Origin of the sequence: Campylobacter sp. LMG 7929, from assembly GCF_024723595.1 — a bacterium.
Lineage (GTDB): Bacteria > Campylobacterota > Campylobacteria > Campylobacterales > Campylobacteraceae > Campylobacter_D.
This window is the reverse complement of sequence record NZ_JANQCY010000009.1, coordinates 30,467-53,514: the sequence shown is the minus strand read 5'-3', so window position 1 is coordinate 53,514 and position 23,048 is coordinate 30,467. Positions and strand designations below refer to the sequence as shown.

Sequence of the window (23,048 nt, the reverse complement as noted above, 5' to 3'; positions counted from 1 at the left end):
TTAAGGCAAAATTTTATCATTTATTTACTAAAAATAAAATATAAAAAATCTTTATAAATAAAATCTAATCACCATTGTTTGATGTTTTAAGATTAATTAGTCTATAATTTAATTGCTTTTGAAACAAGTCTTTATAATTTTTTGAAAAATTTTTATGATATAAATCTAACTCAAAAGCCTTATTTGTATCTTTTATACTAGTATTATTTTCAAAATAATAACCATTATTTCCATCATACACTCCATTTTGATCAATCCAAACAAGCTCATTAAAACCAAATTCTAGCTTTTCGTTTTTTATAGGTGCTAATATATCTCTTCCTCCTAAACTTAAATATTTTGTATCACTAAGAGTAAGATTATAAAGCGTTGGAAAAATATCCTTATGCGAACCCACACGATTTTTATCATAATAAATATCATTTTTTAAATACTTTGGAAGATATAAATAAAAAGGTACACTATAAGCAAAAGCTTTTTGGGATTTTATATCCATTTTAATATCTCTAAATCTATGATCACCTGTAGCAGCAATAATAATATTTTCCCCAAAACTACTTTCTTTTATGCGATCTAAAAATTTTCCAAATTCATCATTTGCATACGCATAAGCATTTAAAGCACCTATAAAATCACTGATAATAAATTGACTTAATATTTTTTCATCTAAAGCATTCTCATCGATAAGTCGTGTTTTGCTTTTGTGTATATAAGGTCTATGAGTGGAAATACTAAGAGAAATAACTAGCGTAGGATTTTTAGCATTTTCAAATATAGAATATATTTTTTTATACATAAACTCATCAGCTATACCGTATTTGTGTTTTGTTTTTTTAGCTTGTGGAAAATCTTGCATCAGTGTATTTTCATCTATAACTTCATCTACACCTTGATTTTTAAAATAATTGCCAAGATTATACCAAGAAGCATTACCACTATAAACAAAAACTATTTTATATCCTGCATTTTTATAAATTTGCAAAGGTGTAAAGACTAATTTTTCTTTTTGATACAATCCATTTGAAATAATATTTGGACTTAAAAAAACTAAACGATTAAAACTTTCTATGGTATTGTTTGCACTGGATAAAAATCTAGTAAAAATAATATCTTGCTCAAAATGTTTTTCTAAATTTCCCAAAAGATTAGTATTTTCAGTGCCAAACTCAGCTAAATTTAAACCAAAACTTTCCATGATGTTAATATAAATATGATTTTTAGCATGATTTTGATGTGTCAAAGTAGTATCAAACATAGGAAAAAGTTTTTCTTCTAGTTGATTAAGCTGTTTTATATCTACGCTTTTAAATTCTTGTTGATTTTTATACTCTTTATATGCCCATGAAAAAGCCATTAAAGGATTTGTAGAAATTTCATTAAAAGCTTTTATGGTGCTAAATTCATAATTTGAAGCTCTCAATGCATTATAAGTAAAATGTCCTCTTAGCGCTACAACATAAGCATAAATTAGCAAAATGTTTAATAAAACAAAAAATACTAGTTTTATTTTAATAGTCTCTAGTTTTAAGCTAAGAATTTTAATATTAAGATAAAAACAAAATATGCTAAAAGTTACAGCTAATAACAATCCTTTTATAATGGGATAATCAGAAAAAACTATAGATAATATCGCCTTAGTATTATCATCTTTTAAACCAAAAATAAAAATATCAATTTTGCTTGCATAAAGTTGAAAGTAATAATAATACATAAACGCAGAAATTAAAACAACAAAAGCTATAAAAGCTACATAAAAACTAGAAAGATAAATATAAAATTTAGCGATTACCCCCCCCCGTAGCATGATATTTTCTATCTTTAAAAACCAAACTTATATAAGAAAATAAACCACACAAAAATAGAGGTAAAAAAATAGCACTAAAGGTTCTCATATCATGACCTAGTCCATATACATATACCATTAAGGTATTTTCACTTTCATTGGTTAAATTTTTTATCATCAAAAACCTAACTAAAGCAAAAATTCCCATAAAAATAAAACTAAAAGAAAGAATTTGTAATAAAATTTTTCTCATTATACACCTTTAATAATATTTTCTTGTTAAAAAAGATTATTCCTCATAATTTTTTATAAGCTTATCAAAACCCCATAAATTTCTAGCTTCATTTGCTTTGCTAACTTCTATCACAAGCATTTCTTCTTGATCACCAAGTTGTTCTTGCACTTCCCCAAAAGCATTGATAAAAAAGCTATCTCCATAAAATTTCCACTCATTTTCTTGCTTTAAATTACCTATGCGATTAACCCTTAAAATACTTGTTGAGTTTAAAAAAGCTCTTGTTTTTAAAAGTTCTAGCCATCTTTGATTGCTTTCAAAAGTACTAGCTGTAGGAATGATGACTAAGTCTATCTTTTTTTTCATTATCATTTGCCAAAAGATATCAAAATGTGCTTCAAAGCCAAAAAGTAAAGCACATTTTAAGCCCTCATGTGTAAAAGTAAAAAGTTTAAGTTTATCAGTTTTTTTATTATTAAAAAATTTTTCTTCATTCCAGTGTGCATAAGGCATTAAAATTTGTTGCTCATACGCTTTTACATTTTGTGGGCTTACTTTTAAGCATAGTTTTTTTAAGCCATCATTTTCTACACTTATAAACGGTGCAATGATATTTAATTCATACTTTTTAGAAAGTTTTATCAAGCTTGCTTTTTTACTTTGACTTTGTTCTTTGATCATACTTTTTGGCATGCTCTTAAGCTCACTAAAAAAGCTATTTAAAACATACTCACCTAAAACCACCAAATTCGCACCACTTTCCTTAGCAGCTTTTAGATAATAATCAAGCCTTGATTCGCTCAAAGCCAAAGTCGGAAATTGCAAAGCTACAACACTACTCATCTACTTGCTCGATTTCTAATTTAGCGTTTTCAAGCATAGTTCTTGCTTGCTTGATACTTTTTAAACCTTCTTTATAAATTTCTACGCAAGTTTTAAGGTCTAAATCTTTATCATTAAGTTTTTCCAAAGAAAGCTCAGCTTGTTTGATATAATCTTCAAATTCCATTAATTACTTACCTTGTAATTTGGTGCTTCAGCTGTGATAGTTACATCATGCACATGGCTTTCTTTTAATCCTGCTGCGGTGATTTCTACAAATTCAGCTCTTTCTTGGAAAGCTTTGATATCTACTGCACCCACATAACCCATAGAAGATCTAAGTCCACCTAAAAGTTGATGAACTACACTTTTTATACTTCCTACATAAGGCACCCTACCTTCAATTCCTTCAGGCACAAGTTTATCTTGAGCCGTACCTTCTTGGAAATATCTATCTGAACTTCCTTTTTGCATAGCACCTAAGCTTCCCATACCACGATAGCTCTTATATTGTCTTCCTTGGTAAGTAAATAACTCACCTGGACTCTCATCAGTTCCTGCTAAAAGTGAACCTATCATCACACTACTTGCACCTGCTGCAATAGCTTTTGCAATATCACCTGAGTATTTTATACCCCCATCAGCAATTACTGGCACGCCGTATTTACTTGCTTCTATCGCACATTCATCTATAGCTGAAATTTGAGGCACACCCACACCAGAAACAATACGTGTAGTACAAATACTACCAGGCCCTATACCTATCTTAATAGCGTCTGCACCTGCTTCACATAGATCTTTAACCGCTTTTGCACTTGCAACATTTCCTACTATCACATCTACATTAAACTCAGCCTTAATTGCTTTTAATGTATCAATAATACCTTTAGAATGCCCATGCGCGCTATCCATTACTATAACATCAACTTCAGCTTCTACTAAAGCCTTTACACGATCAAGCTGACCCACACCCACAGCTGCAGCCACTCTTAATCTTCCATAGGCATCTTTATTTGAATTTGGATATTCTTTACGCTTTTTTAAATCTTTTATGGTGATTAAGCCTTCTAAGTGGTTATTTTCATCTACAATAGGAAGTTTTTCTACTTTATTAGTAGAGAAAATCCTTTCTGCATCATCTAAAGTAGAGCCTTTTTTAGCAGTGATTAAAGGCATTTTTGTCATTACATTTTCTACTAAATTATCAAAATTAGTTTCAAATCTCAAATCACGATTAGTTAAAATTCCTATTAGGGTTTTATTTTCATCTACCACAGGAACTCCTGAAATTCTATATTCAGCCATGAGTTCTAGTGCTTCTTTAACGCTTGCTTTAGCCCCTATGTAAATAGGATCCATAATCACGCCACTTTCGCTTTTTTTAACTCTTTTTATCTCTCTAACTTGTGAAGCTATATCCATATTTTTATGGATCACCCCTATACCACCAAGTCTTGCCATCATAATAGCTGCTCTATGCTCAGTAACCGTATCCATAGCAGCTGAAATTAAAGGCATATTTAAGGTAATATTTTTTGTAAGTTTTGTTTTGATATCTACTTCTTTAGGCAAAACCTCAGAATATTGAGGAACTAGTAAAACATCTTCAAAAGTCAAAGCGCGTTTGATGATTTTCATAATTTTTCCTTTATTTATTTTTAATAATTTCTTCTAAGCTTAAAGCGCCATCTAGCAAAGTTTGTTCATCGTAAGCTTTACAGATAAGCTGCGCAGAGATATTAAGTCCATTTTCATTTTTTCCTACTGGCACGCTAATGCCACCAAGTCCTGCTAAATTCACTGAAATAGTAAATACATCTTCTAAATACATTTGAATAGGGGTTTTAACATCATTAAAGCCAAAAGCAACGCTTGGAGCAACTGGCATAAAAATCAAATCACAATCATTTAAAATTTCTTCATATTTTTGCTTGATAAATCTTCTAGCCTTTTGTGCTTTGATATAGTATGCATCATAATACCCACTACTTAAAACAAAGGTTCCTAGTAAAATTCTTCTTTTTACTTCCTCGCCAAAGCCCTCACTTCTGCTATTTACATACATTTGGCTAAGATTATCACATTTTTCGCTTCTTCTACCATATCTTACACCATCATAACGACTCAAATTTGCACTTGCTTCAGCTGCTGCTATGATATAATAAGCTGCAACATCAAATGTAGAATCCATTAAGTCTTTATATACAATCTCATGGCCACTTGCTTTTAACATATCTATGGTTTTTAATAAGGCTTGTTTTACATCATCATTAGTTTGTTCTATATAGTTTTTAATCACAGCTATTTTTAGCTTTTTATTTGCATTTAGTTTTGGCGCAGTTGGTTCAAAAGCTATGTTTGCGCTTGTGCTATCTTTTTCATCATAACCTGCAATAGCATCATACAAAATCGCAGTATCTTCAACATTTTGCGTTAAAACTCCGATTTGATCAAGACTTGAAGAATACGCTGCTAAACCATATCTACTAACTCTTCCATAACTTGGTTTAAACCCAATACAACCACAAAAAGCAGCAGGTTGTCTTACCGAACCACCCGTATCTGAGCCCAAACTTGCCAAAGCTATCCCCGCAGCAACTGCAGCAGCACTCCCTCCACTACTTCCACCTGGGACTTTGGTATTATCAAGTGGGTTTAAAGTCTTACCATAAAAAGAAGTCGCACTCGTACTTCCCATAGCAAACTCATCCATATTGCATCTTCCAAATGGAGCAAAATTATTTTTACGTAAATTCACAATAGCACTCGCATCATAAGGAGCTACATAGCCTTGTAAAATTTTAGAACTACAAGTTAATTCCCAATCCTTTACGCTAATATTATCTTTTATAGCTACTGGCACACCAGCACCTGAAGTGCTTAAATCTTTATTTAAAAACTGCTCTATATAAGCACCTAAATGCTTTTGCTGGCGTGCTTTTTCATTTAATTCTTTTTTTAGATTTTCTAATTCTTCATTTGAAAATTTCAAAGCTTCTTTTAAAGTTACCATTATTTATCCTTAAATTTTTTAACCAAATAAAACAAAAAAAGCGTGATAAATAAAAAGCCTAATAAAGTAATCACTACCACGCTAAAAGGTAAAGCTTGCTCAAACATTTTTTGCTTTTTCCACGCTATTACATCTTGGACATAAACATTCTTCTTCTTTTGCTAAAAACTTCCAACATCTTGGACACTTGTGTAACGAAGAACGTACGATTTTAAAACTATGATCATCTATTTTAAACTCATTCAAAGCTTCTTTTTCATCTAAGCTTTCTACCAAGCTTACCATAAACCAATCAGCTACTTCTTCAATATCTTCACTCAAAAACTCATTTGCGCTTGTTTGCAAGCTTAACTCTAGAGTTGATTTGATGATTTTGTCTTTTTTTAATACATCAACAAGCTCAAAGAATTTTTCTCTTGATTTTATAAATAAATCATCTTCGATTTTATACTCATAATCAAAGCCATTTTTTAACACCAAATCAAACACATCTTTAGCATTTTCTTTAATAGCCACATTTGCATGCTCTAAAGCTTCATCTATGGTATAAGTTAGACTTGGAGCTAAAAGCGCAAAAAGTTTTCTAGCTATTAGCACCATGGCACTTTGCGCACTTACTCTCTTTGTGTCATCTTTTGCATTGCAATATAATCTATCTTTGCACACATCTAAATAAATTCCACTTAAATCCGCACTTAAGAAATTTAAAAGCACACTAAAGCCTTTTGCAAATTCATATTTTTCAAAAGCAGCTTCACATGCTTCAAAAGCAACTTTTGCACGCATTAAAATCCACTTATCTAAAAGTGTGAAATTTTTTGTTTCTAAAAATTCCATATCATTAGTATTTGCAAGTAAAAATCTTATAGTATTTCTTATCTTTCTATATTGCTCACTTACTTGTTTTAAGATATTCTCTGAAATTTTTAAGTCCGTTGAATAATCACTAAGCATTATCCAAAGTCTTAAAATTTCTACCCCGTAATTTTTAGCTACATTTTGAGGTAAGATCACATTGCCTTTTGATTTACTCATTTTTTGACCTTTCTCATCAACGGTAAAGCCATGAGTAAGTATGTTTTTATATGGGGTTTTGTGATTAATCGCAGTGGAAATTAAAAGTGAGCTTTGAAACCATCCACGGTGCTGGTCGCTTCCTTCAAGATACATTGAAGCTTGATATTCTCCTGCGTCGTATCTAGCCGAGTTTAATACTGCTTCCCAAGTGCTACCACTATCAAACCAAACATCTAAAATATCATAAACTTTTTCTAAATTATTTGGATCATATTTGCTATTTGGCGGTAATAAATCTTTTATTTCTAAATCCCACCACGCATCAGCTCCATTTGCTTCAAAAATTCCCACCAAATGATCTAAAACATCATCATCAAAAATCACTTCTTTGGTGCTTTTATCTCTAAAAAATGCGATAGGCACACCCCAATCTCTTTGTCTTGATATACACCAATCAGGGCGATTTTCTATCATGGAACTAAGTCTTTTTACCCCACTTTCTGGGTAAAATTTCACATTATTTAACTGCTCTAGCGCTAGCTCTCTTAAAGATTTTCCATCTAATTTTTTCTCATCCATTAAGATAAACCATTGTTTTGTAGCTCTATAAATAACCGGTTTATGTGTTCTCCAACAAAATGGATAAGAATGTATAAATTTAGAACTTTCAAGCAAAGCTCCGCCAAGCAATTCTAAAATACGCTCATTTGCTTTAAAAATATGAAGTCCTATAAACTCATTTAATAAATGCTCTGGCAAAAGCCCTTTAGCTCTTAGTGTTTCATCATAACACCCACCATCATCTACTGGCATAATCACTTCAATGCCATATTTTAAGCACACATAATAATCATCCTCACCATGTCCTGGTGCAGTATGTACAAGCCCTGTCCCGCCTTCCATTAAAACATGATCGCCTAAAATAAGAGTGGATTTTCTTTGATTGAGTGGATTAATAGCACTTAAATTTTCAAATTCAGAACCCAAAAGTTCTTTTTGAATTTTTCCTTGAGTGAAATTTTTATTGATCATATTTTCAAGCAAGGCTTTAGCAAAAATATAACCTTCTTCAGTGATAACGTATTTTTCATTTGGATTTAAAGATATAGCTTGATTTGCCGGTAAAGTCCAAGGTGTGGTAGTCCAAATGACTGCTTTAGCTTTTTTTACACCTAGCTTTTCAAGAGAAGTCTTATCAAGCTCAAAAGCTACAAAAATAGAATAATCTTCTTTATCTTCATACTCTACTTCAGCTTCTGCTAGCGCACTCTTAGCAGCCCAGCTCCAAAAAACAGGCTTGCTTCTTTCCAACAAAAGTCCTTTTTTAGCGATTTTACATAAAGCTTTGTAAATGTCAGCTTCAAAAGCATTTTTCATAGTCAAGTATGGCTCATCCCAATCAGCAATCACACCCAAAGACTTAAATTCATCTCTTTGGATATTTACAAATTCTCTCGCATGCTCTCTACAAAACTCACGAATTTCTTTTTTACTTAAACTTTGCTTTTTATCTTTAAGTTTAACTTCAACTTGCTGTTCTATCGGCAAACCATGGCAATCCCAACCCGGAGTAAAACGCACTTTTTTACCTTGAAAATAATGCATTTTGATGATGATATCTTTTAAAATTTTATTTAAAGCATGGCCAATATGCAAATGTCCATTAGCATAAGGAGGTCCATCATGCAGAGTAAAACTCTCACTTACCCCTTGTCTTTTTTGTTTCATTTTTTCATAAGCATAGTTGTTTTCAAACCACTTGCTAAAACGCTTAGGCTCAAGCTCTGCTAAATTTGCACGCATTGCAAAAGTCGTGTTTGGAAGCAATAGCGTATCTTTATAATCCATATAATCCACCTTGAAAAATTTAAAAATAGTAAATTCTACTTAAAATACTTTTAATTTGCACTTATTTTTTTGTTATAATCGCAAGAAAAAAAGGAAAATCATGAAACATCTTATCATCATTATAGGTAGTGAAATTATTATCAATGAAAATTATATGCATTATATACAAGAAGAATACAAAAAACAATTTTTAGAACTTCATGAGCTAAAATTTATAAACAAACCTGACAAAGAACTTCCTTTTTTACTTGAAAAACTTTCTAAAGAATATAATTATATAACCATTTTTAGCATTAGCGAATACTATGCAACCATAGCTAAAATCATAGCAACCTTAAATGATGATGTTTTAATCTTAGAAACTGATACTTTAGTGCCTTCAAAAGCTTTGCGTGAAAAAAATTCCTTTTTAAGCTCTTTTGAGCAATGTCATATTAATTTATTAAACATAAATATAGAGCAAAAATTGCCTATGATTTTACAAAATCCTGAACTTGATTATGCCTATTTTTGTCTTTTAGATATAGATGAAATGAGTGCAAATATCTTACTTAACACACTTACTACTTCTTTTGAAATTCAAACTAGCTCAAGTGCATTGTTAGATAATCTCATTTGTATTAGAGCAAGCACTAGTCAGTATGGAAAACTAGAAGGCTTTTTAAAGGGAGTTTTTAAACTTTTTACGGGCAAAGTATTTTTAGGGAATGATCCTATTAAATTTATAGCTAAAAAACTTTTAGAAAAAAACTTAAAAATTTCCTTTGCAGAAAGTTGCACCGCAGGACTTTGTGCTTCAAAATTTGCTGAAAATTCAGGAATTTCTAGTGTATTTGAAGGTTCTTTGGTGACTTATTCTAACCGTTTGAAAAATTCTTGGCTTGGGGTGAGCAATGATACCTTAGAAAGTGTTGGAGAATACTCTGATCGTTGTATTTATTTTATGCTAAAAGGGGTTTTTAAAACTACAAATTGTGATTTTGCTTTAGCGCTTAGTGGGGTAGCTGGAGAAGAAAATGATAAAAATACCAAAGCAGGCACCATCTACATAGGAGCTATGTATAAAGATGGAACCTTTTTACAAGAATGCATTCACATACAAGGCAATAGAAATTACACAAGAGAACAAGCTAGTTTGGCTGCATATTGTTTAATGCTTAGATTAAAACCTGAAATTTTCTTTGGTGTTTAACAAACCTTGTGCACTAAAATTCGTACATTTTTAAAAATTTAAACATTATTGCAGAAATTTAATTTTGTTTTCTAAAACACTTTTTGGGGTAAGCCCGATGAATTTTTCATTTATTTTTCCTTTTTCATCATAAAAAACTATCACAGGCACGCCATAAATTCCACCCACAGCTTTAGACAAAAATGAACTTGCTTTGGCTTCATATAAAAGTGGCAAATCTAGCTTTTTTTCTAAAAGAATTTTTTGAGCTTCTTCTTTTGAATTAGCTCCATTTAACACCGCTAAAATAGGAAAGTTTCTTTCTTTATAAAGCTCGTTTAGCATAGGAATTTGTGCATTACATGCACCACAATCTTGCGTGAAAAAAAATAAAGCGTAAGCTTGATTTGTATTTTGTGTTTTTAAGGTTTTTTCAAAACCATCATATTTAAAAGTATAATTTTGATTTGAATTTAAGGTTTGAAATTCATTATTTGAGCATGCACTAAAGAAAAAAATGCTTATTAAAGCCAAGAAGCAATAGAAGCTTTTAGTTGCGACCATGGTTTTTCTCCTATAATTTTATCTTGCACAACTCCATCTTTAATGACAAAAGTAGTTGGTACTGCAAAAACACTAAATCTTTGCCATGAGATATCTAAATCATCTTGTAAAAATGTGATATTTTTATAATCATATTTTGTAGCAAATTCTTCAAAATCCTTACCCTTATCTATAGAATCAAGCGCTAAAATAGTTATTTTTTTAGGGTATTCGTTAGCTAGTTTTTCCAAAAGTGGTAAATCTTTTAAACAAGATGCACAACCTTGCTCCACAAAAGTTAAAACGATAAGATTATCAAAGTCAGCTAGTTTGATTTTCTCACCTTCTAAATTTTTTGCTGCGATTTCTGGTGTTTTTAGGCCTATTTTACCGCCATTTTTATTGTTGTTTTCAAAACAAGCACTTAAAAAAACTAAACATAAACAAGCTAAAATTATACTTTTAATTTTCACTTTTCATCACTCCATGGCTTAAAATGATAGTTCTATCAGCAAAGGTTGCTAAGTCTGGATTGTGAGTGATTAAAACTATGGTTTTACCATCTTGTTTTAATTTACAAAAAAGCTCTAGAATATTTTTTTCATTTGCCTCATCTAAATTTCCAGTTGGCTCATCTGCTAATAAAATTTCAGGATCATTTACTAAAGCTCTTGCTATGCATAGTCTTTGTTGTTCCCCGCCACTTAGTTGGCTTGGTAAATGCGTAAGTCTGTGTGAAAGCCCTACTTTTTCTAGCGCCATTATAGCGTCTTTTTGCTCTATACTTGAGTGATAAAACTGCGCTAGCATAACATTTTCTAAAGCATTTAAATAAGGTATTAAATGAAATTGTTGAAAAATCAAACCTATTTTTTCTCTTCTAATTACGCTTTTTTCTTCTTCACTTAAATTTCCAACTTCTTTATCATCTAAAAAATACTCCCCACTACTTTGAGTATCCATTAAAGAAAGTATATTTAAAAGTGTTGATTTACCTGAACCTGATGGACCCATAATGGCTAGCCATTCGCCTTGTTTTACTTCTAGATTGATATTTTGTAAAGCTTTAACTTCATTAAAATTACGATTTAAATTTGAAATTTTTATAATATTTTTCATCACTCACCCTTTAAATTTTCACAAACATTGATTTTTAAAGCTTTTTTTAGCGGTAAAATACTTGCAAAAAATGCAAATACCAAAGAAACAAGCACCGCAAAAAATACTGAAAGCAATCTAAAGTCTATACTTGCATTAAAAATCAAATACCCAAAAATATTTGCCAAAAAATATCCACAAAAAGCACCAAGCAAACTCGCACTTAAACTTAAAATAAATACTTCAGCTCCAAAGAGCTTGATGATTTCTTTATGCTTAGCTCCTAGTGCAAGGTGCAAGGCTATTTCTTTTTTTCTTGAAAAAATCACCGCACTAAGAGTGGTATTTACACTCAAAGAACTAATGAGTAAAATCGTTAAGCTAATCAAAGCCATTAAAGCTTTGATCTTTTCTAAAATCACACCTTCGCTAATGGACACTGAAGCTATGACTTTGGCTTCTACATTGCCCTTGCTAAGCTCTTTTGCTTTTTGATCTAAATTTTCATAATCACCTAGCAAAATAGCTTGAGCATAATTTATCACTTCTTTAGCTGCTAACTCTTGCGCTTTTTTTAAAGAGATGATTAAAACCCCATCTTGCTCATCGTTACTTCTTAAAATAGCTTTGATTTTTACTTTGACTATTTTGGAAATGCTTGGATTATAAATTTGTAATTCTTGTCCTATTTTAAGTTCAAGTTGTTTTGCCAAATCAGCCCCTACAAAGGCACTATCTTCACTAAAATCACTCAAAGAAAAACTTCCTTTTAAAACTTCCATAAAAGGCTTGGTAAGCTTTAAATTTGCAAAATCAACCCCAACAACTACCGCACTTGAACTTTCAAGATTATAAAAACCATATAAAAATGGGGTTAAAGCTTTTGCTTTCAAGCTTTCTTTGGCTTGATTAAATTCATCCATACTTAAAAACTCATCATCTTTTGGCGTGATGATAAAATTAGCTCCATAAGCTTTTAATTCTTTAGATAATTTTGTGTCAATATCAAAATAAATATTAAAAAATGAAGCACTAACCATAGCACCCATAAACACAGCTATAAAGATAATACAAACTCTTTTATAAGAAAAAATAAGAGATTTAAAAACCTCTTGTATAAAAAAATTATTTGCCATATAAAACCTCTGAAGTAGAAAGTTTAGAAATTCCTTTGATAGAAAACAAACATCCTAAAAATACTATAAGCACCGCAAAAAATAAGCAAATTGGTAAAATAATCCAAGATATAGCAATAGCATGATCAAATATACTAAGAGCAATAACTTCTGAAACTCCCACGCCAAAAGCAAAACCAAAAACTGCTCCAATTAAAGCTACCACAACCCCTTCTAGTGCAAAAATCATATAAATTTGCAAAGTGCTAGCACCCAAAGCTTTTAAAAGTCCTATTTCGCTTTTTCTTCTAAAAATATCCGCACTCATTAAAGATGATATGGCTATGGAAGCTACGATTAAACATATAATACTAACTACTGCCATTAAAGATTGAATTTTAGACACTATTAAACTTTCTGCATCTGAAATCGCACTCACTACTTTTGTGCTAGCACCCTTAAAATCTTCTGCGATTTGATAAGCAATGGAACTTACATAAGCAGTGCAATACCACTGATCATACTCAAGCTGATCAAGGCTATCTACATCGCGTCTTGCTTTTTGTGCTAAATCATTTTCAGGTATAGTCAAAGCTGAAACTTCTGCTTTAGCAAATAAACCTTCTTTTTTAGAAAGTTTTTGTGCCAAAAGTAAAGAAGCAATGATTTTATTTGAAAAGGCTTGAGTTAAATCCATAATACCAACAATTTTTACTTTAAAAATTTGATCATTTTGCACAAGGATGATTTCATCATCTATTTTTAAATCATATTTTTGTGCTAAATCTTTTCCTAGCATTATTTCATCTAAACTATCATCTTTTGGATAATTTCCTTTGATTTGACTATATTTGTATAATTCTTTAATACCCGCATAAAAATCATCATCATCTTGAACCTTTATAGCCTTATCAAAATAAGTTCCCACTAAAGAGATATTTTCATAATTTGCATTTGGAGTTTGAATTTTTACTTGGGTATCTAAAAATGGCGCAAAGGCATTGATATTATTTCTCCAAAAAATTTCTTTTATAGTATGAAGCTTGTTTTCTTCTAAAAAATTTTGATTTTTCAAAGGCTCATAGATTTTATTACCCACTTCTACACTTAAACTTGCACCTTTAGGTAAAACTAAAATGTTTGACCCATAACTTCTTAATTCTTTTGTGATTTCATTACCTATACCCAAAGTAAGATTTAACATAGTAGCCATAAGCAAAGTAGCTAAAAAAATCGTCAGCAAAGCTAGGGATTTTTGAATTTTATTTTGAAAAATGGAATTTTTTACAATCTTAACTTGCATAGTCATTTCCTAGTAAATTATGAATTCTATATTTTGAAGTCTTATTCATATCGATATATTTTAAAGGATCATTTTTAAACTCTTCATAGTTTTTTTCATTCGCAAAAAAATATGTTCTACCTTTATAAACATAAGACCTTGGCGCTTTTAAATTAATAAGCTCAGTATTATCAATAGGATCATAAACTTTCTTTTCTACTACTTGAGTGAAAAAATTCACCCCATCTAAAATTTCTGAAAAAGGTATAATAACCTTACCATTTTCAAATTTATACTTCATAGGGATAGGATTACACCCACCTGCCTTACCTACACTTGGTAAGAAAATTCTAACATTACATGAGATACAAATTAATTCTCCACCTTTTTTAACATACCCCATATCCCCACATATACTACAAGCATCAAAAACAGCTACTGGCGAGTCTTTATCTTCTCTTTTGTTAATTAAAAAAAATCTCACCACTTTACCCTCATCACTAATATAAGCAAAGCGATGTAAGTTATTATCTCTTAAAATCGCTACATCAAAGACAAATTCATCATTTTCATTTGGCTCTACATAAGTTGGCTCGTCTATGGTTACCGGTCTTGAAGCATGCAAGTCATAAAAAAGAAAAATACAAAGACTTAAAATCATAGCACTAAAAATACTTGCACTAAAACTAGTTATAGTTGAATTTTTTGCTTGATTTTTTCTAAATTCTATATCAAAATCTTTTTTCTTGCTGTTTTCACTCACTCTTTGCTTTAAAGCTAAAACTATACAAATTCCTAGCAATAAAAACCATACATAAGTATAAAATTTAGCATAATACACACTTTTTGCCACATAGCTTAAATACAAGCTTTCTGTTTCTACCACGCCTTCTCTCATAAGGTGTAATAAAATTTGCGCTAAAGCTTCATTTAGATAAAAAATCACGATAATGAGTAAAAATAAATTTAAAAACTTAAATTTAAATTCCCTTAGCCATCTTGTAAAAAGATAAACCCCAAAACACATAACAAAAGCAAGCAAAATAAGCCCAAAAGAGCTAATCGCTAAAGAATCTAAAAAATTAGTGCTTAATATAGGAAAGTCTATAGAAATATGTAAGTATTTTATACCAAAAGCAAAAGATAATAAAAAAAGCAATATTGCTTGAATTTTTTCTTTTAAAAAATTATTTTTTATAAAAGAAAAAATGATAACACTTAAAAACAATAAAACAAATAAAACATCATTAGAAAAATACAACAAACCATAACTTAGTGTTTTAGCGCTAATAAAAAAAGCAAAATAAGAAAAAACAAAACCCACAAAAGCAAGTTTAAACACTAAAGAATTTTTTAGATTATAAAAAAATAAAGCACTCAAAAGCGCATAAGAAAAAAATACTCCAAAAAAATGTACAAAATAAATCGACATGGGCTCTTCTTTGATAGAATTTATTTATAAAATCAATAATTTCATAAATAAACCCTAGCAAAAGCTAGGGAAAAATCACTTAGGTTTTCCTGTATATTTGAAGTTATATTTAACCGAAAATGGCTCAAACCATTTACCAACACCTGTTTCTTTATCAACATGGCGTCCAAAACCTTGTTTTTCTGGACTTTCTATTAAAAATACTAACTCGTAATTTCCAATGCCTGTATCCATTTTTAAATTCGCACCATAGTGAGGGCCATCATCTGCTACCATAGGCATAAGAGTTCCTGTTTTTACTTTACCATTGTCAAGATTAGTTAGCTTATAAGCTATAGTTAAATAAGGGATCCAAAAGCCTTCTGGAAAGCCGTTTTTATTGCCTTTTAATGCATGAATATCTGCTTCAAGGTGAATATCTGCTAAACTAGCTGCAAGGTCAATCCCTCTTGGCTCCATTTCGATTGGCTGTAAATAAACTGCTGCTATTTCCATACCATTTAACTCATAAGGATCGCCAATTGGCACCTCTGCTGCAAAAACTGAACTAGCTAAAATACTAGCTGCTGCGCCTAAACTTAATAAAGTTTTTTTCATATTTTTTCCCTTTTATTTGAAATTTGCTTTGTTATAAAAATACCCATAATGAGTAAGATTAAAACCATAAACTGAGGTATGATGCTCTCATAGTAAGGATAAATTCCAAGCCACAAAATTCCTTCAAAATCAAAAGGAAGCAAGCTTGGGGTGATAACCTTAGCTTCTATGAGCTCACCAACGCCTTTGCCTGTAAAGACAAAGACCATATAAAAAATAATGTATGAAGTTATATAAAAAAATTGTTTTACTGGTATTTTTAAAGCACCAGCTTTTAATAAATAATAAAGTATGATAAGTATGATTAATCCACTAGCTAATCCTATAAATATAAAACTATAATCTGTACTTGTTTTTGCATCAAACAATAAAGCCTGATAAAAAAGAATAGTTTCAGCACCTTCTCTATATACAGCTAAAAACACACTAAACCATAAGGTTTTTGCTGAATTATTTGATATAGCTTCAACTGCTTGAGTTTTTATGTGATTTGCCCATTTTTTATTTTGCGCATTTGATAAAAGCCAAAAACCCACATAAAACAATAATGCAACAGCCACAAGCATAGTAATGCCCTCTAAAAGTTCTCTGCTTTGCCCTGCTTGTTCTTTAAAAATCCATGATATAAAAAATGCCGTTACAAAGCTTAAAAACACTCCACTCCAAAGTGCTGAATATACTATATTTAAACGCTTTTTATTACCACTTTGAACTAGGTATGAAACTATAGCTACAATGATAATTAAAGCTTCCAAACCCTCTCTTAAAATAATACCTAAAGCCCATATAAATAAAGACATAGGTGAGGATTCTTGAATTTTATCTAAAGAGCCTTCCACTAAAGCACTAAGCTCATCAAAATTCTGTTTTAATTCTTCTTTAGAAGCACTTGCTTTAATAAGTGCAACGCCTTTTGAAAAATAACTTTCTATTTTTAATTTTAAAGCACTATCAATAGCACCAATTTTACTTTCCATACCACTTGCTTCAAAAATATCTAAATACACATTTTGCAAAGCATCTATACTATTTAAACTAAATCCCTCATAATTTTGCAAAATATCATTAAGAGCAATTTTCATATCATCATACACTTTAGTATAGTTTTTAGTGCTCATAGTACTTTCATCAAAGCCTTTAACTTGAAGCAAAGCTAATTCTTCTTTAGGTAAAGCCAAAAACGCTTCATATAATAAATCTGATATGCTTGAAATTTCATCTCTAATAGTTTTTTCATCTAAAGTATTAGCATTGATTTTTCTTATAATAGTTCTAAGTTTAGTTTGAATTTTTTTATCCACTCCTGCCTTAGTATATCTTGCCACTAAAACTTCTACTTTTGAGTTTCTATAGTCTTCAAACAATGCTGATTGAATCAAATCTTTAGCTTTTTGATAGTCTTTATTTACAAAAGCTAATGCAGCTTGATCAAGCTTTGAAATCATCGAATCCATTAAAAATTGCAACCTTGCATCCAAAGCTGAAGCTTCTTGCAAAGCTAACAATGCTTCATCTTTTTGAGTGTCTTGCTCTTGAGCAATCAAACTTTGAGTTGAGTTTTGTGAAGTTTGTTCTTTAACATTCTCTCCAAGCAAAGCCGCAAACATCGCTTCAGCTTGTACTTGGCGTTCTTTTTCTGCTTTTAAAGATGAGTTTTCAGCTGCTTTTTTATCATAATTTACATCACTAGCTTCAGCTTTAAGCTGGAAGCCTTTTTCTAAAATAGGAACTATTTCATCTAAATCAAAATACAAACTACTAATCAAAGCTTCTATTTTAGAAAAATCTTCTTTATCTTTATATAACTTTCTTAAATTAACAAATTTACGCTCCATAACAATGGCTTTTCTACCAACATTACGCCCAATAGAGCCTTCCATGGTTTCAAAATGCTGAAAATATGCATCTTCTGCTTTTTTCTTTGCTTCTAAATTTTTATTTTCTTTATATAAGAGCATACTTTCATTTAAAATTTGTTTGATTGCTTGGGCTTCTTTTTGATAATCAATCTCTCTAGCATAAACAATAGTACAAAATAAAAAAATTATCAATAAGCTTATTTTTTTAAACACTATTTTACTCCGAAATGATATTCATTTTTAAAATCATAGTCGCAAGTATAGTACTAGCTTTCTTAAATTTAGATAAACATTATCATTATTTATTTCATAATAAATCAGATAAAAATACTACAAAATGCTACTTTTAGCTACAAAATAAGCTAAAAAATTATTATTTTTAAGAGTATTGTTTATTTTTTATTTGTTTTAATCATAAAAATAAGTTTTTCTTTGCTAATATGTGGTGGTTTTAAAAATTCAAGGAGTTTTTGTGCTAGTAATTACCCATGAAAAACCAAGCAAGCTCAAAAAAATGTTAAAAAATTTAGGTTTTTGGGTGATTATAGGAATAATAGCTGGTATTAGCCTTGGTTTATTAGATAAAGAACTTGCACTAGCTAGTAAAATCGGAGTGGATTATTTTATACAAGCTTTAAAATTTTTAATAGGGCCTATTATATTTTTAACTATTGTTTTAGGAGTTGTTAGCCTTGAAAGTCTAAAGCAAGTTGGAAGTATAGGTGCTAAAGCTTTATTATACTTTGAAGTAGTGAGTACTTTTGCTTTAGCTATTGGTATTTTTATGGCAAATATTATGGGACCTGGAAAAGGAATGAACCTTGATCCAAACACCTTAGATCAAGAGAGTGTAGCTCAATTTGTTAATAAAAATATAGAAATAAGTGCGCAAAATGAAATTTTACATATTTTAAAAGACGCCATACCTACTGATATCATCGCTGCTTTTAGCGAAGGAAAAACTTTGCAAATCTTAGTTATAGCCCTAGCTTGTGCTCTTATTATTTCGCTTATGAGAATTGATGAAAGAAAAGCTATACAAAAAACCTTAGAAATAATGCAAAGTTTTGTTTTTAAAATTCTAGAAATCATTATGTATTTTTCTCCTATTGCTGCTTTTTCTGCGATGGCTTTTTTAGTGGCAAAATATGGGCTTGATTCTTTATTAAATTTAGGATATTTGCTTATTGTTATGCTACTTGCTTCTTTGCTCTTTATCTTTGGAGTTTTAGGAATTATTTGTTTTATTGCTAAAGTTAATATTTTTAAATTTATGCGTTTTATTTCAAGAGAAGTTTTGATAGTTTTTGCTACAAGCTCTAGCGAATCAGCATTAGCTCCACTCATGAGAAAGCTTGAAAAAGCAGGAATTTCAAAAGCCACCGTGGGTTTAGTATTGCCAACTGGATATAGTTTTAATCTTGATTGTACTAATATTTATTTGGCTATGAGTTTGATTTTCCTTGCACAAGCTTTTAATGTAGAGCTTTCTTTAACGCATGAAATTAGCATTTTAATCGTACTAATGATAGCTTCAAAAGGTGCTGTTGGTGTAACTGGTTCAGGTTTTATTATACTAGGAAGTACGCTGGCAGCTTTATCTAATATGCATATAGCAGAGGCTAATAATGGCTTAGGAGCAAGTTTAGGCGAGGTTTTACCAGTAGCTGCTATTTCTATACTCTTGGGTGTGGATAAATTTATGTCTGAAATTCGTGCAGTAGGAAATTTATGCGGTAATAGCGTAGCAGCTTTAATCGTAGCTATTTGGGACAAACAAATAGACTGGGAAAAATTCCGCTACGCTCTTGATAATCCTAAAGAATTTACAAACGCAGGTTTTGATTAAAAAACCTCTTTTTGTATTTTTTCCACATATTTTTCTCTTAGTTTTTGGGTATAAAAGCCTACTTTACCATCATTAATCACCTTGCTATCTGCTTTTATAACACCTAAAATCAAAAAAGTAGCCGCAGAAATAAACACCTCATCAGCCTCATATACTTCTTTCATACTAAAAGCTCTTTGATCTACTTTAAGATCAAGTTCTTTGGCAAATTTCAAGATATTTTTACGGCGAATTCCTGGTAAGATTTCATTAGAAAATGGCTTAGTAATTAAAGTTTTATCTTTTATAATAAAAGCTGAACTACTAGAAGCTTCCGTTACTAAAGCATTTTCTACCATAAAAGCTTCAAAAACCTTAGCTTTTATAGCTTCTTCTTTTGCAAGACATTGAGCTAATAAAGAAATTGATTTTATATCCCTTCTTTTCCACCTTAAATCAGATGTTGAAATAACACTTACCCCATTTTTAGCATGCTCATGCTCAATCACCTTACATTCAAAAGCAAAAGCCATAATAGTAGGTTTTAATCCCTTTAAAAGAGCAAAATTTCTACTAGCAACCCCTCTAGTAACTTGCATATAAAGCCCACCTTCTTTGAGAGAGTTTTTAATGATTAATTGCTCTAAAATATTTTCAAATTCTTCTTTTGTATAAGGAATTTGTAGTTCAATTTGAGCCAAACTACGCTCAAAACGCTCCCAAAATTCTTCTTTGTCAGCTATTTTTGCATTTACCACAGGAACTACTTCATAAATTCCATCTCCAAAGATAAAACCTCTATCAAAAACACTCACTTTAGCTTCACCAGCTTTTACAAACTCATCATTTAAAAACACCACTTCCATTTCTTGCATAAGTCCTCCTTTTAATCAAATAAATCAACAATATCTTTTGGCAAATCAAGCTGATTAGAATAATAAAAATACTTAGCTAAAACTAAAATTCCTATATAAAATTCTATCTTTTCATCCAAAAATTGCTCTATGTAAGCATGGGCATTTTGAATGATTTCTTTTGCTCTATGCGGATTAGTTAAATAATAATCAAGCAAAGCTTCTACATTTTCATAATCATCATCAATCAAAGCAAAGTGCTCATTTGGAACTAGCTTTCCTTCCATAAACCAAGTTTCATAGCGCATTTTTGGTGCCAAAACTAAAGAATTTGTTTTCATCGCCCACTTTAAGTTGCTTGCTACGTCATTGCCTTCTAAAGAAAGTAAAAATTTAAACTGCGTTTGATAAGCTCTACTGATTTTAAAATTTAAATTTTTAATCCATTTTTCAGCTTGAATTTTTCTACCACCAACATGAGCAATATCGCAACGAGGATTATCAAAATACTTTTCAAAAAATTTAATACGATGAGGCTGATAAATCGCACCTCTAAAAAAAAGCAAGTCTTTTTTATCTTCAAATTGATTTTTATCCTGTATAAAATCAAAATGTCTGTTTTTATCTAATTTTAAAATGATGTTATTAAAACCATTTTCAACCGGTCTTGATTTAGCTATACTTGGATATTTAAGATTATAACTAATATCCCCAAAACCTTTAACCCATAAAAAATCATCATCAAAATACTTACTGATTGCATAAGCATCATAAGCATAAGAAGTTTTTTTAAAAGGAAATTTTCCTATTTTTTCATAATTTTCAAATTTTTTTATATCAAAAAAATCATTTTGCAGATTATAATAATTCAAGCGAGTAATAATGTTATCTATATTTTTTAATTTTAAAATTTCTTTTAAAATATTTTGCAATTGATTTTGATAAATTTTTCTAGGTATAAAACTCTTAGCTATGCCTTTTACATTCATCATAAATCTAGAATCTGCCATTTTTCTTCCATTTTGATATTAAAATAATATAAATTTTAACACAAGAATTCATTTACAAGACTTAAAATTTAGTTTAATTAAAAACAAAAATGTTAAAATCACAAAAATCACATACTAATTGGGTAAAAAATGAAAATACAAGAATTTATTTTAAACTTTATTTTTAAAGTTTCAAACCAACCTGTTAATTTAAAAGATTTATTAGAAGCGAACGCCTTACTTAATGAAGGCATGATGGTAGATCCTGCAAAATTAAATTTTAAATTTAAGGTGTTTAATTCTTATCTTATTTATGCATTTTTTTGCATAGCTATTTTAGTTCCTATGCTTATCATTAGTCATTATTTTTTAACAATTATTGATTTTCATATTAGTATTTTAAGCGCTGTTTTTGTAACCGCTTGTGTTTTTATTGGCTATGATATTTTTAAAATTTACACTAGAAAAGTAATAAGCAAAAGATTATTAAAAAAAGCTTGGGCTTTGCATTTTCCATATTTTGCTTATGAAAAATATTCAAAAATAGCAGAAAATATTTATAACCAAGCCATTAAAGAAGAAATCCCAAAAAACCAACTCGAGCAATATGTTTTAGAAAAAATCATTCAAACACAAGATTAATCTAAAAAGTCTAAAACTTGATTTTGAAAATATAGCGCCTCAAGTTGTCTTTGAAGCTCTTTGTTTTCTTCATCTAAAACAAGTTCTTGCGATCTTAAATCCGCTATATCTCTACTTACATAATAAATTTGATTTCTAATATAAATTTGTGGGAAAAATATCAATAAAGCAAATGCTATCATCAAACCTGCATATATTAAATTTTTAGGACTTAAATTTTTATTCTCCTCACTTACTATACTATCTAAAAGTTCATATTTATCTTCCTGATTATACTCTTGGTTTTCTTCAAGTCTTACTTTTTCTTCTAAAATTTTTTGTTCTTGTTTGGCTAGTTTTTCTTTTTCTTTTAATTCCCCTTGGGCTTTTCTTAGTTTTTCTTGTTCGATTTTTTTTTGCTCTTTTAGTTCTTGTTTGAGTTTAGCTTTTTCTTTTCTTTTTTCTTTTAAATCTTGAAATTTTGAAGTGACAAAAACATTGCTTTGAGTAAGAATTTTAGATATTTGAATAGAATCTTTATTTTCTTGTTTTTTTTCTATTTTTCTTACTTCTTGAGTTGATTTGTTACTTTTAAGCGTTTTAGAATTTGCAATATTTTTTTTATCGAATTTTTCTTTTTGCTTTTTGAAAAAATTAAGTTGTAATTTAAAAGGCTTTTTTTCTTCTAATTTAACATTAATCAAATCTTCTTTTAAATAAATAGCAGATTGCTTCCTAGGTTTTTCTTCATACTCTTCATCAAAATCTGTAAATTTAGGTCTTTTTTTACGTTGTATTCTATTTTTTAATATACGATCGCTCTCATTAAAATTTTGCTCATATTCTTCATAAGGCCTACCTTCTTTAATAGCCCTGGAATATTTCAACATTTTTTCACGTATATTTTGCTTTTCTTTTAAAAAATCATCTTCAACCATTAT

21 protein-coding genes are annotated in these 23,048 nt (G+C 30.0%); 3 read left to right on the top strand and 18 right to left on the bottom strand.

What is annotated here, in order from left to right; genetic code table 11:
- Positions 1-64: 64 nt before the first annotated feature.
- The 7 genes from CAMP5118_RS05645 to ileS all read right to left on the bottom strand — a co-directional run bounded on the left by CAMP5118_RS05645 (position 65) and on the right by ileS (position 8,718).
- On the bottom strand, positions 65-1,804 hold the full coding sequence (locus tag CAMP5118_RS05645; RefSeq protein WP_337216822.1) for an LTA synthase family protein: 1,740 nt from the start codon (positions 1,802-1,804) through the stop codon (positions 65-67).
- On the bottom strand, positions 1,779-2,036 hold the full coding sequence (locus CAMP5118_RS05640) for a hypothetical protein (protein ID WP_263679625.1): 258 nt from the start codon (positions 2,034-2,036) through the stop codon (positions 1,779-1,781). The genes CAMP5118_RS05645 and CAMP5118_RS05640 overlap by 26 nt, the downstream gene beginning before the upstream one ends.
- Positions 2,037-2,072: 36 nt before the next feature.
- Positions 2,073-2,861 (bottom strand): carbon-nitrogen hydrolase family protein, encoded by a 789-nt coding sequence (locus CAMP5118_RS05635; RefSeq protein WP_337216821.1) that lies wholly within the window; start codon positions 2,859-2,861, stop codon positions 2,073-2,075.
- Complete coding sequence (gene xseB, locus CAMP5118_RS05630) at positions 2,854-3,027, bottom strand: exodeoxyribonuclease VII small subunit (RefSeq protein ID WP_263664220.1); 174 nt, start codon at positions 3,025-3,027, stop codon at positions 2,854-2,856. Before xseB ends, CAMP5118_RS05635 begins: the two co-directional genes overlap by 8 nt.
- Positions 3,027-4,478 carry an IMP dehydrogenase gene (guaB, locus tag CAMP5118_RS05625; RefSeq protein ID WP_263709013.1) on the bottom strand — a complete coding sequence of 484 codons (1,452 nt, stop codon included), beginning with the start codon at positions 4,476-4,478 and terminating at the stop codon, positions 3,027-3,029. Before guaB ends, xseB begins: the two co-directional genes overlap by 1 nt.
- 10 nt (positions 4,479-4,488) lie before the next feature.
- The gene (gene gatA, locus CAMP5118_RS05620) at positions 4,489-5,853 is read right to left on the bottom strand and encodes an Asp-tRNA(Asn)/Glu-tRNA(Gln) amidotransferase subunit GatA (protein WP_337216820.1); all 1,365 of its coding nucleotides are present in this window, start codon (positions 5,851-5,853) and stop codon (positions 4,489-4,491) included.
- Positions 5,854-5,952: 99 nt separating this feature from the next.
- Positions 5,953-8,718 carry an isoleucine--tRNA ligase gene (ileS, locus tag CAMP5118_RS05615; protein WP_337216819.1) on the bottom strand — a complete coding sequence of 922 codons (2,766 nt, stop codon included), beginning with the start codon at positions 8,716-8,718 and terminating at the stop codon, positions 5,953-5,955.
- Between the two features lie 100 nt (positions 8,719-8,818).
- Here ileS and CAMP5118_RS05610 point away from each other — a divergent pair, with 100 nt between their 5' ends.
- Complete coding sequence (locus CAMP5118_RS05610) at positions 8,819-9,910, top strand: CinA family protein (RefSeq protein WP_337216818.1); 1,092 nt, start codon at positions 8,819-8,821, stop codon at positions 9,908-9,910.
- A gap of 45 nt (positions 9,911-9,955) precedes the next feature.
- Here CAMP5118_RS05610 and CAMP5118_RS05605 read toward each other — a convergent pair whose 3' ends face one another.
- The 8 genes from CAMP5118_RS05605 to CAMP5118_RS05570 form a co-directional block, all read right to left on the bottom strand.
- Positions 9,956-10,453 (bottom strand): TlpA family protein disulfide reductase, encoded by a 498-nt coding sequence (locus tag CAMP5118_RS05605; protein ID WP_337216817.1) that lies wholly within the window; start codon positions 10,451-10,453, stop codon positions 9,956-9,958.
- On the bottom strand, positions 10,414-10,905 hold the full coding sequence (locus CAMP5118_RS05600) for a TlpA family protein disulfide reductase (RefSeq protein WP_337216816.1): 492 nt from the start codon (positions 10,903-10,905) through the stop codon (positions 10,414-10,416). Before CAMP5118_RS05600 ends, CAMP5118_RS05605 begins: the two co-directional genes overlap by 40 nt.
- Positions 10,895-11,551 (bottom strand): ABC transporter ATP-binding protein, encoded by a 657-nt coding sequence (locus CAMP5118_RS05595; RefSeq protein WP_012661870.1) that lies wholly within the window; start codon positions 11,549-11,551, stop codon positions 10,895-10,897. Before CAMP5118_RS05595 ends, CAMP5118_RS05600 begins: the two co-directional genes overlap by 11 nt.
- Complete coding sequence (locus CAMP5118_RS05590; protein ID WP_337216815.1) at positions 11,551-12,666, bottom strand: ABC transporter permease; 1,116 nt, start codon at positions 12,664-12,666, stop codon at positions 11,551-11,553. Before CAMP5118_RS05590 ends, CAMP5118_RS05595 begins: the two co-directional genes overlap by 1 nt.
- The gene (locus tag CAMP5118_RS05585; protein ID WP_337216814.1) at positions 12,656-13,948 is read right to left on the bottom strand and encodes an ABC transporter permease; all 1,293 of its coding nucleotides are present in this window, start codon (positions 13,946-13,948) and stop codon (positions 12,656-12,658) included. The genes CAMP5118_RS05590 and CAMP5118_RS05585 overlap by 11 nt, the downstream gene beginning before the upstream one ends.
- A complete protein-coding gene (locus CAMP5118_RS05580) occupies positions 13,938-15,359 on the bottom strand; it encodes a Fe-S-containing protein (protein ID WP_337216813.1) in 1,422 nt (473 codons plus the stop codon). Before CAMP5118_RS05580 ends, CAMP5118_RS05585 begins: the two co-directional genes overlap by 11 nt.
- Before the next feature lie 75 nt (positions 15,360-15,434).
- Positions 15,435-15,956 carry a ferrirhodotorulic acid transporter, periplasmic binding protein gene (locus CAMP5118_RS05575; RefSeq protein ID WP_012661874.1) on the bottom strand — a complete coding sequence of 174 codons (522 nt, stop codon included), beginning with the start codon at positions 15,954-15,956 and terminating at the stop codon, positions 15,435-15,437.
- A complete protein-coding gene (locus tag CAMP5118_RS05570; protein WP_442863230.1) occupies positions 15,953-18,028 on the bottom strand; it encodes an FTR1 family iron permease in 2,076 nt (691 codons plus the stop codon). The genes CAMP5118_RS05575 and CAMP5118_RS05570 overlap by 4 nt, the downstream gene beginning before the upstream one ends.
- Positions 18,029-18,329: 301 nt before the next feature.
- Here CAMP5118_RS05570 and CAMP5118_RS05565 point away from each other — a divergent pair, with 301 nt between their 5' ends.
- A complete protein-coding gene (locus CAMP5118_RS05565; RefSeq protein ID WP_263679195.1) occupies positions 18,330-19,664 on the top strand; it encodes a cation:dicarboxylate symporter family transporter in 1,335 nt (444 codons plus the stop codon).
- Here CAMP5118_RS05565 and CAMP5118_RS05560 read toward each other — a convergent pair.
- Positions 19,661-20,518 (bottom strand): D-amino acid aminotransferase, encoded by an 858-nt coding sequence (locus CAMP5118_RS05560; RefSeq protein ID WP_263679185.1) that lies wholly within the window; start codon positions 20,516-20,518, stop codon positions 19,661-19,663. The two genes, CAMP5118_RS05565 and CAMP5118_RS05560, sit on opposite strands and share 4 nt — an antisense overlap.
- An 11-nt stretch (positions 20,519-20,529) precedes the next feature.
- The gene (locus tag CAMP5118_RS05555; protein ID WP_337216812.1) at positions 20,530-21,507 is read right to left on the bottom strand and encodes a glycosyl transferase family 90; all 978 of its coding nucleotides are present in this window, start codon (positions 21,505-21,507) and stop codon (positions 20,530-20,532) included.
- 129 nt (positions 21,508-21,636) lie between these two features.
- Between CAMP5118_RS05555 and CAMP5118_RS05550 the strand changes: the two genes are divergently transcribed.
- On the top strand, positions 21,637-22,128 hold the full coding sequence (locus CAMP5118_RS05550) for a hypothetical protein (RefSeq protein ID WP_220517091.1): 492 nt from the start codon (positions 21,637-21,639) through the stop codon (positions 22,126-22,128).
- Here CAMP5118_RS05550 and CAMP5118_RS05545 read toward each other — a convergent pair.
- Entirely contained in the window at positions 22,125-23,045 is a 921-nt protein-coding gene (locus CAMP5118_RS05545) for a hypothetical protein (protein WP_337216811.1), read from the bottom strand. The two genes, CAMP5118_RS05550 and CAMP5118_RS05545, sit on opposite strands and share 4 nt — an antisense overlap.
- Between the last annotated feature and the right edge of the window lie 3 nt (positions 23,046-23,048).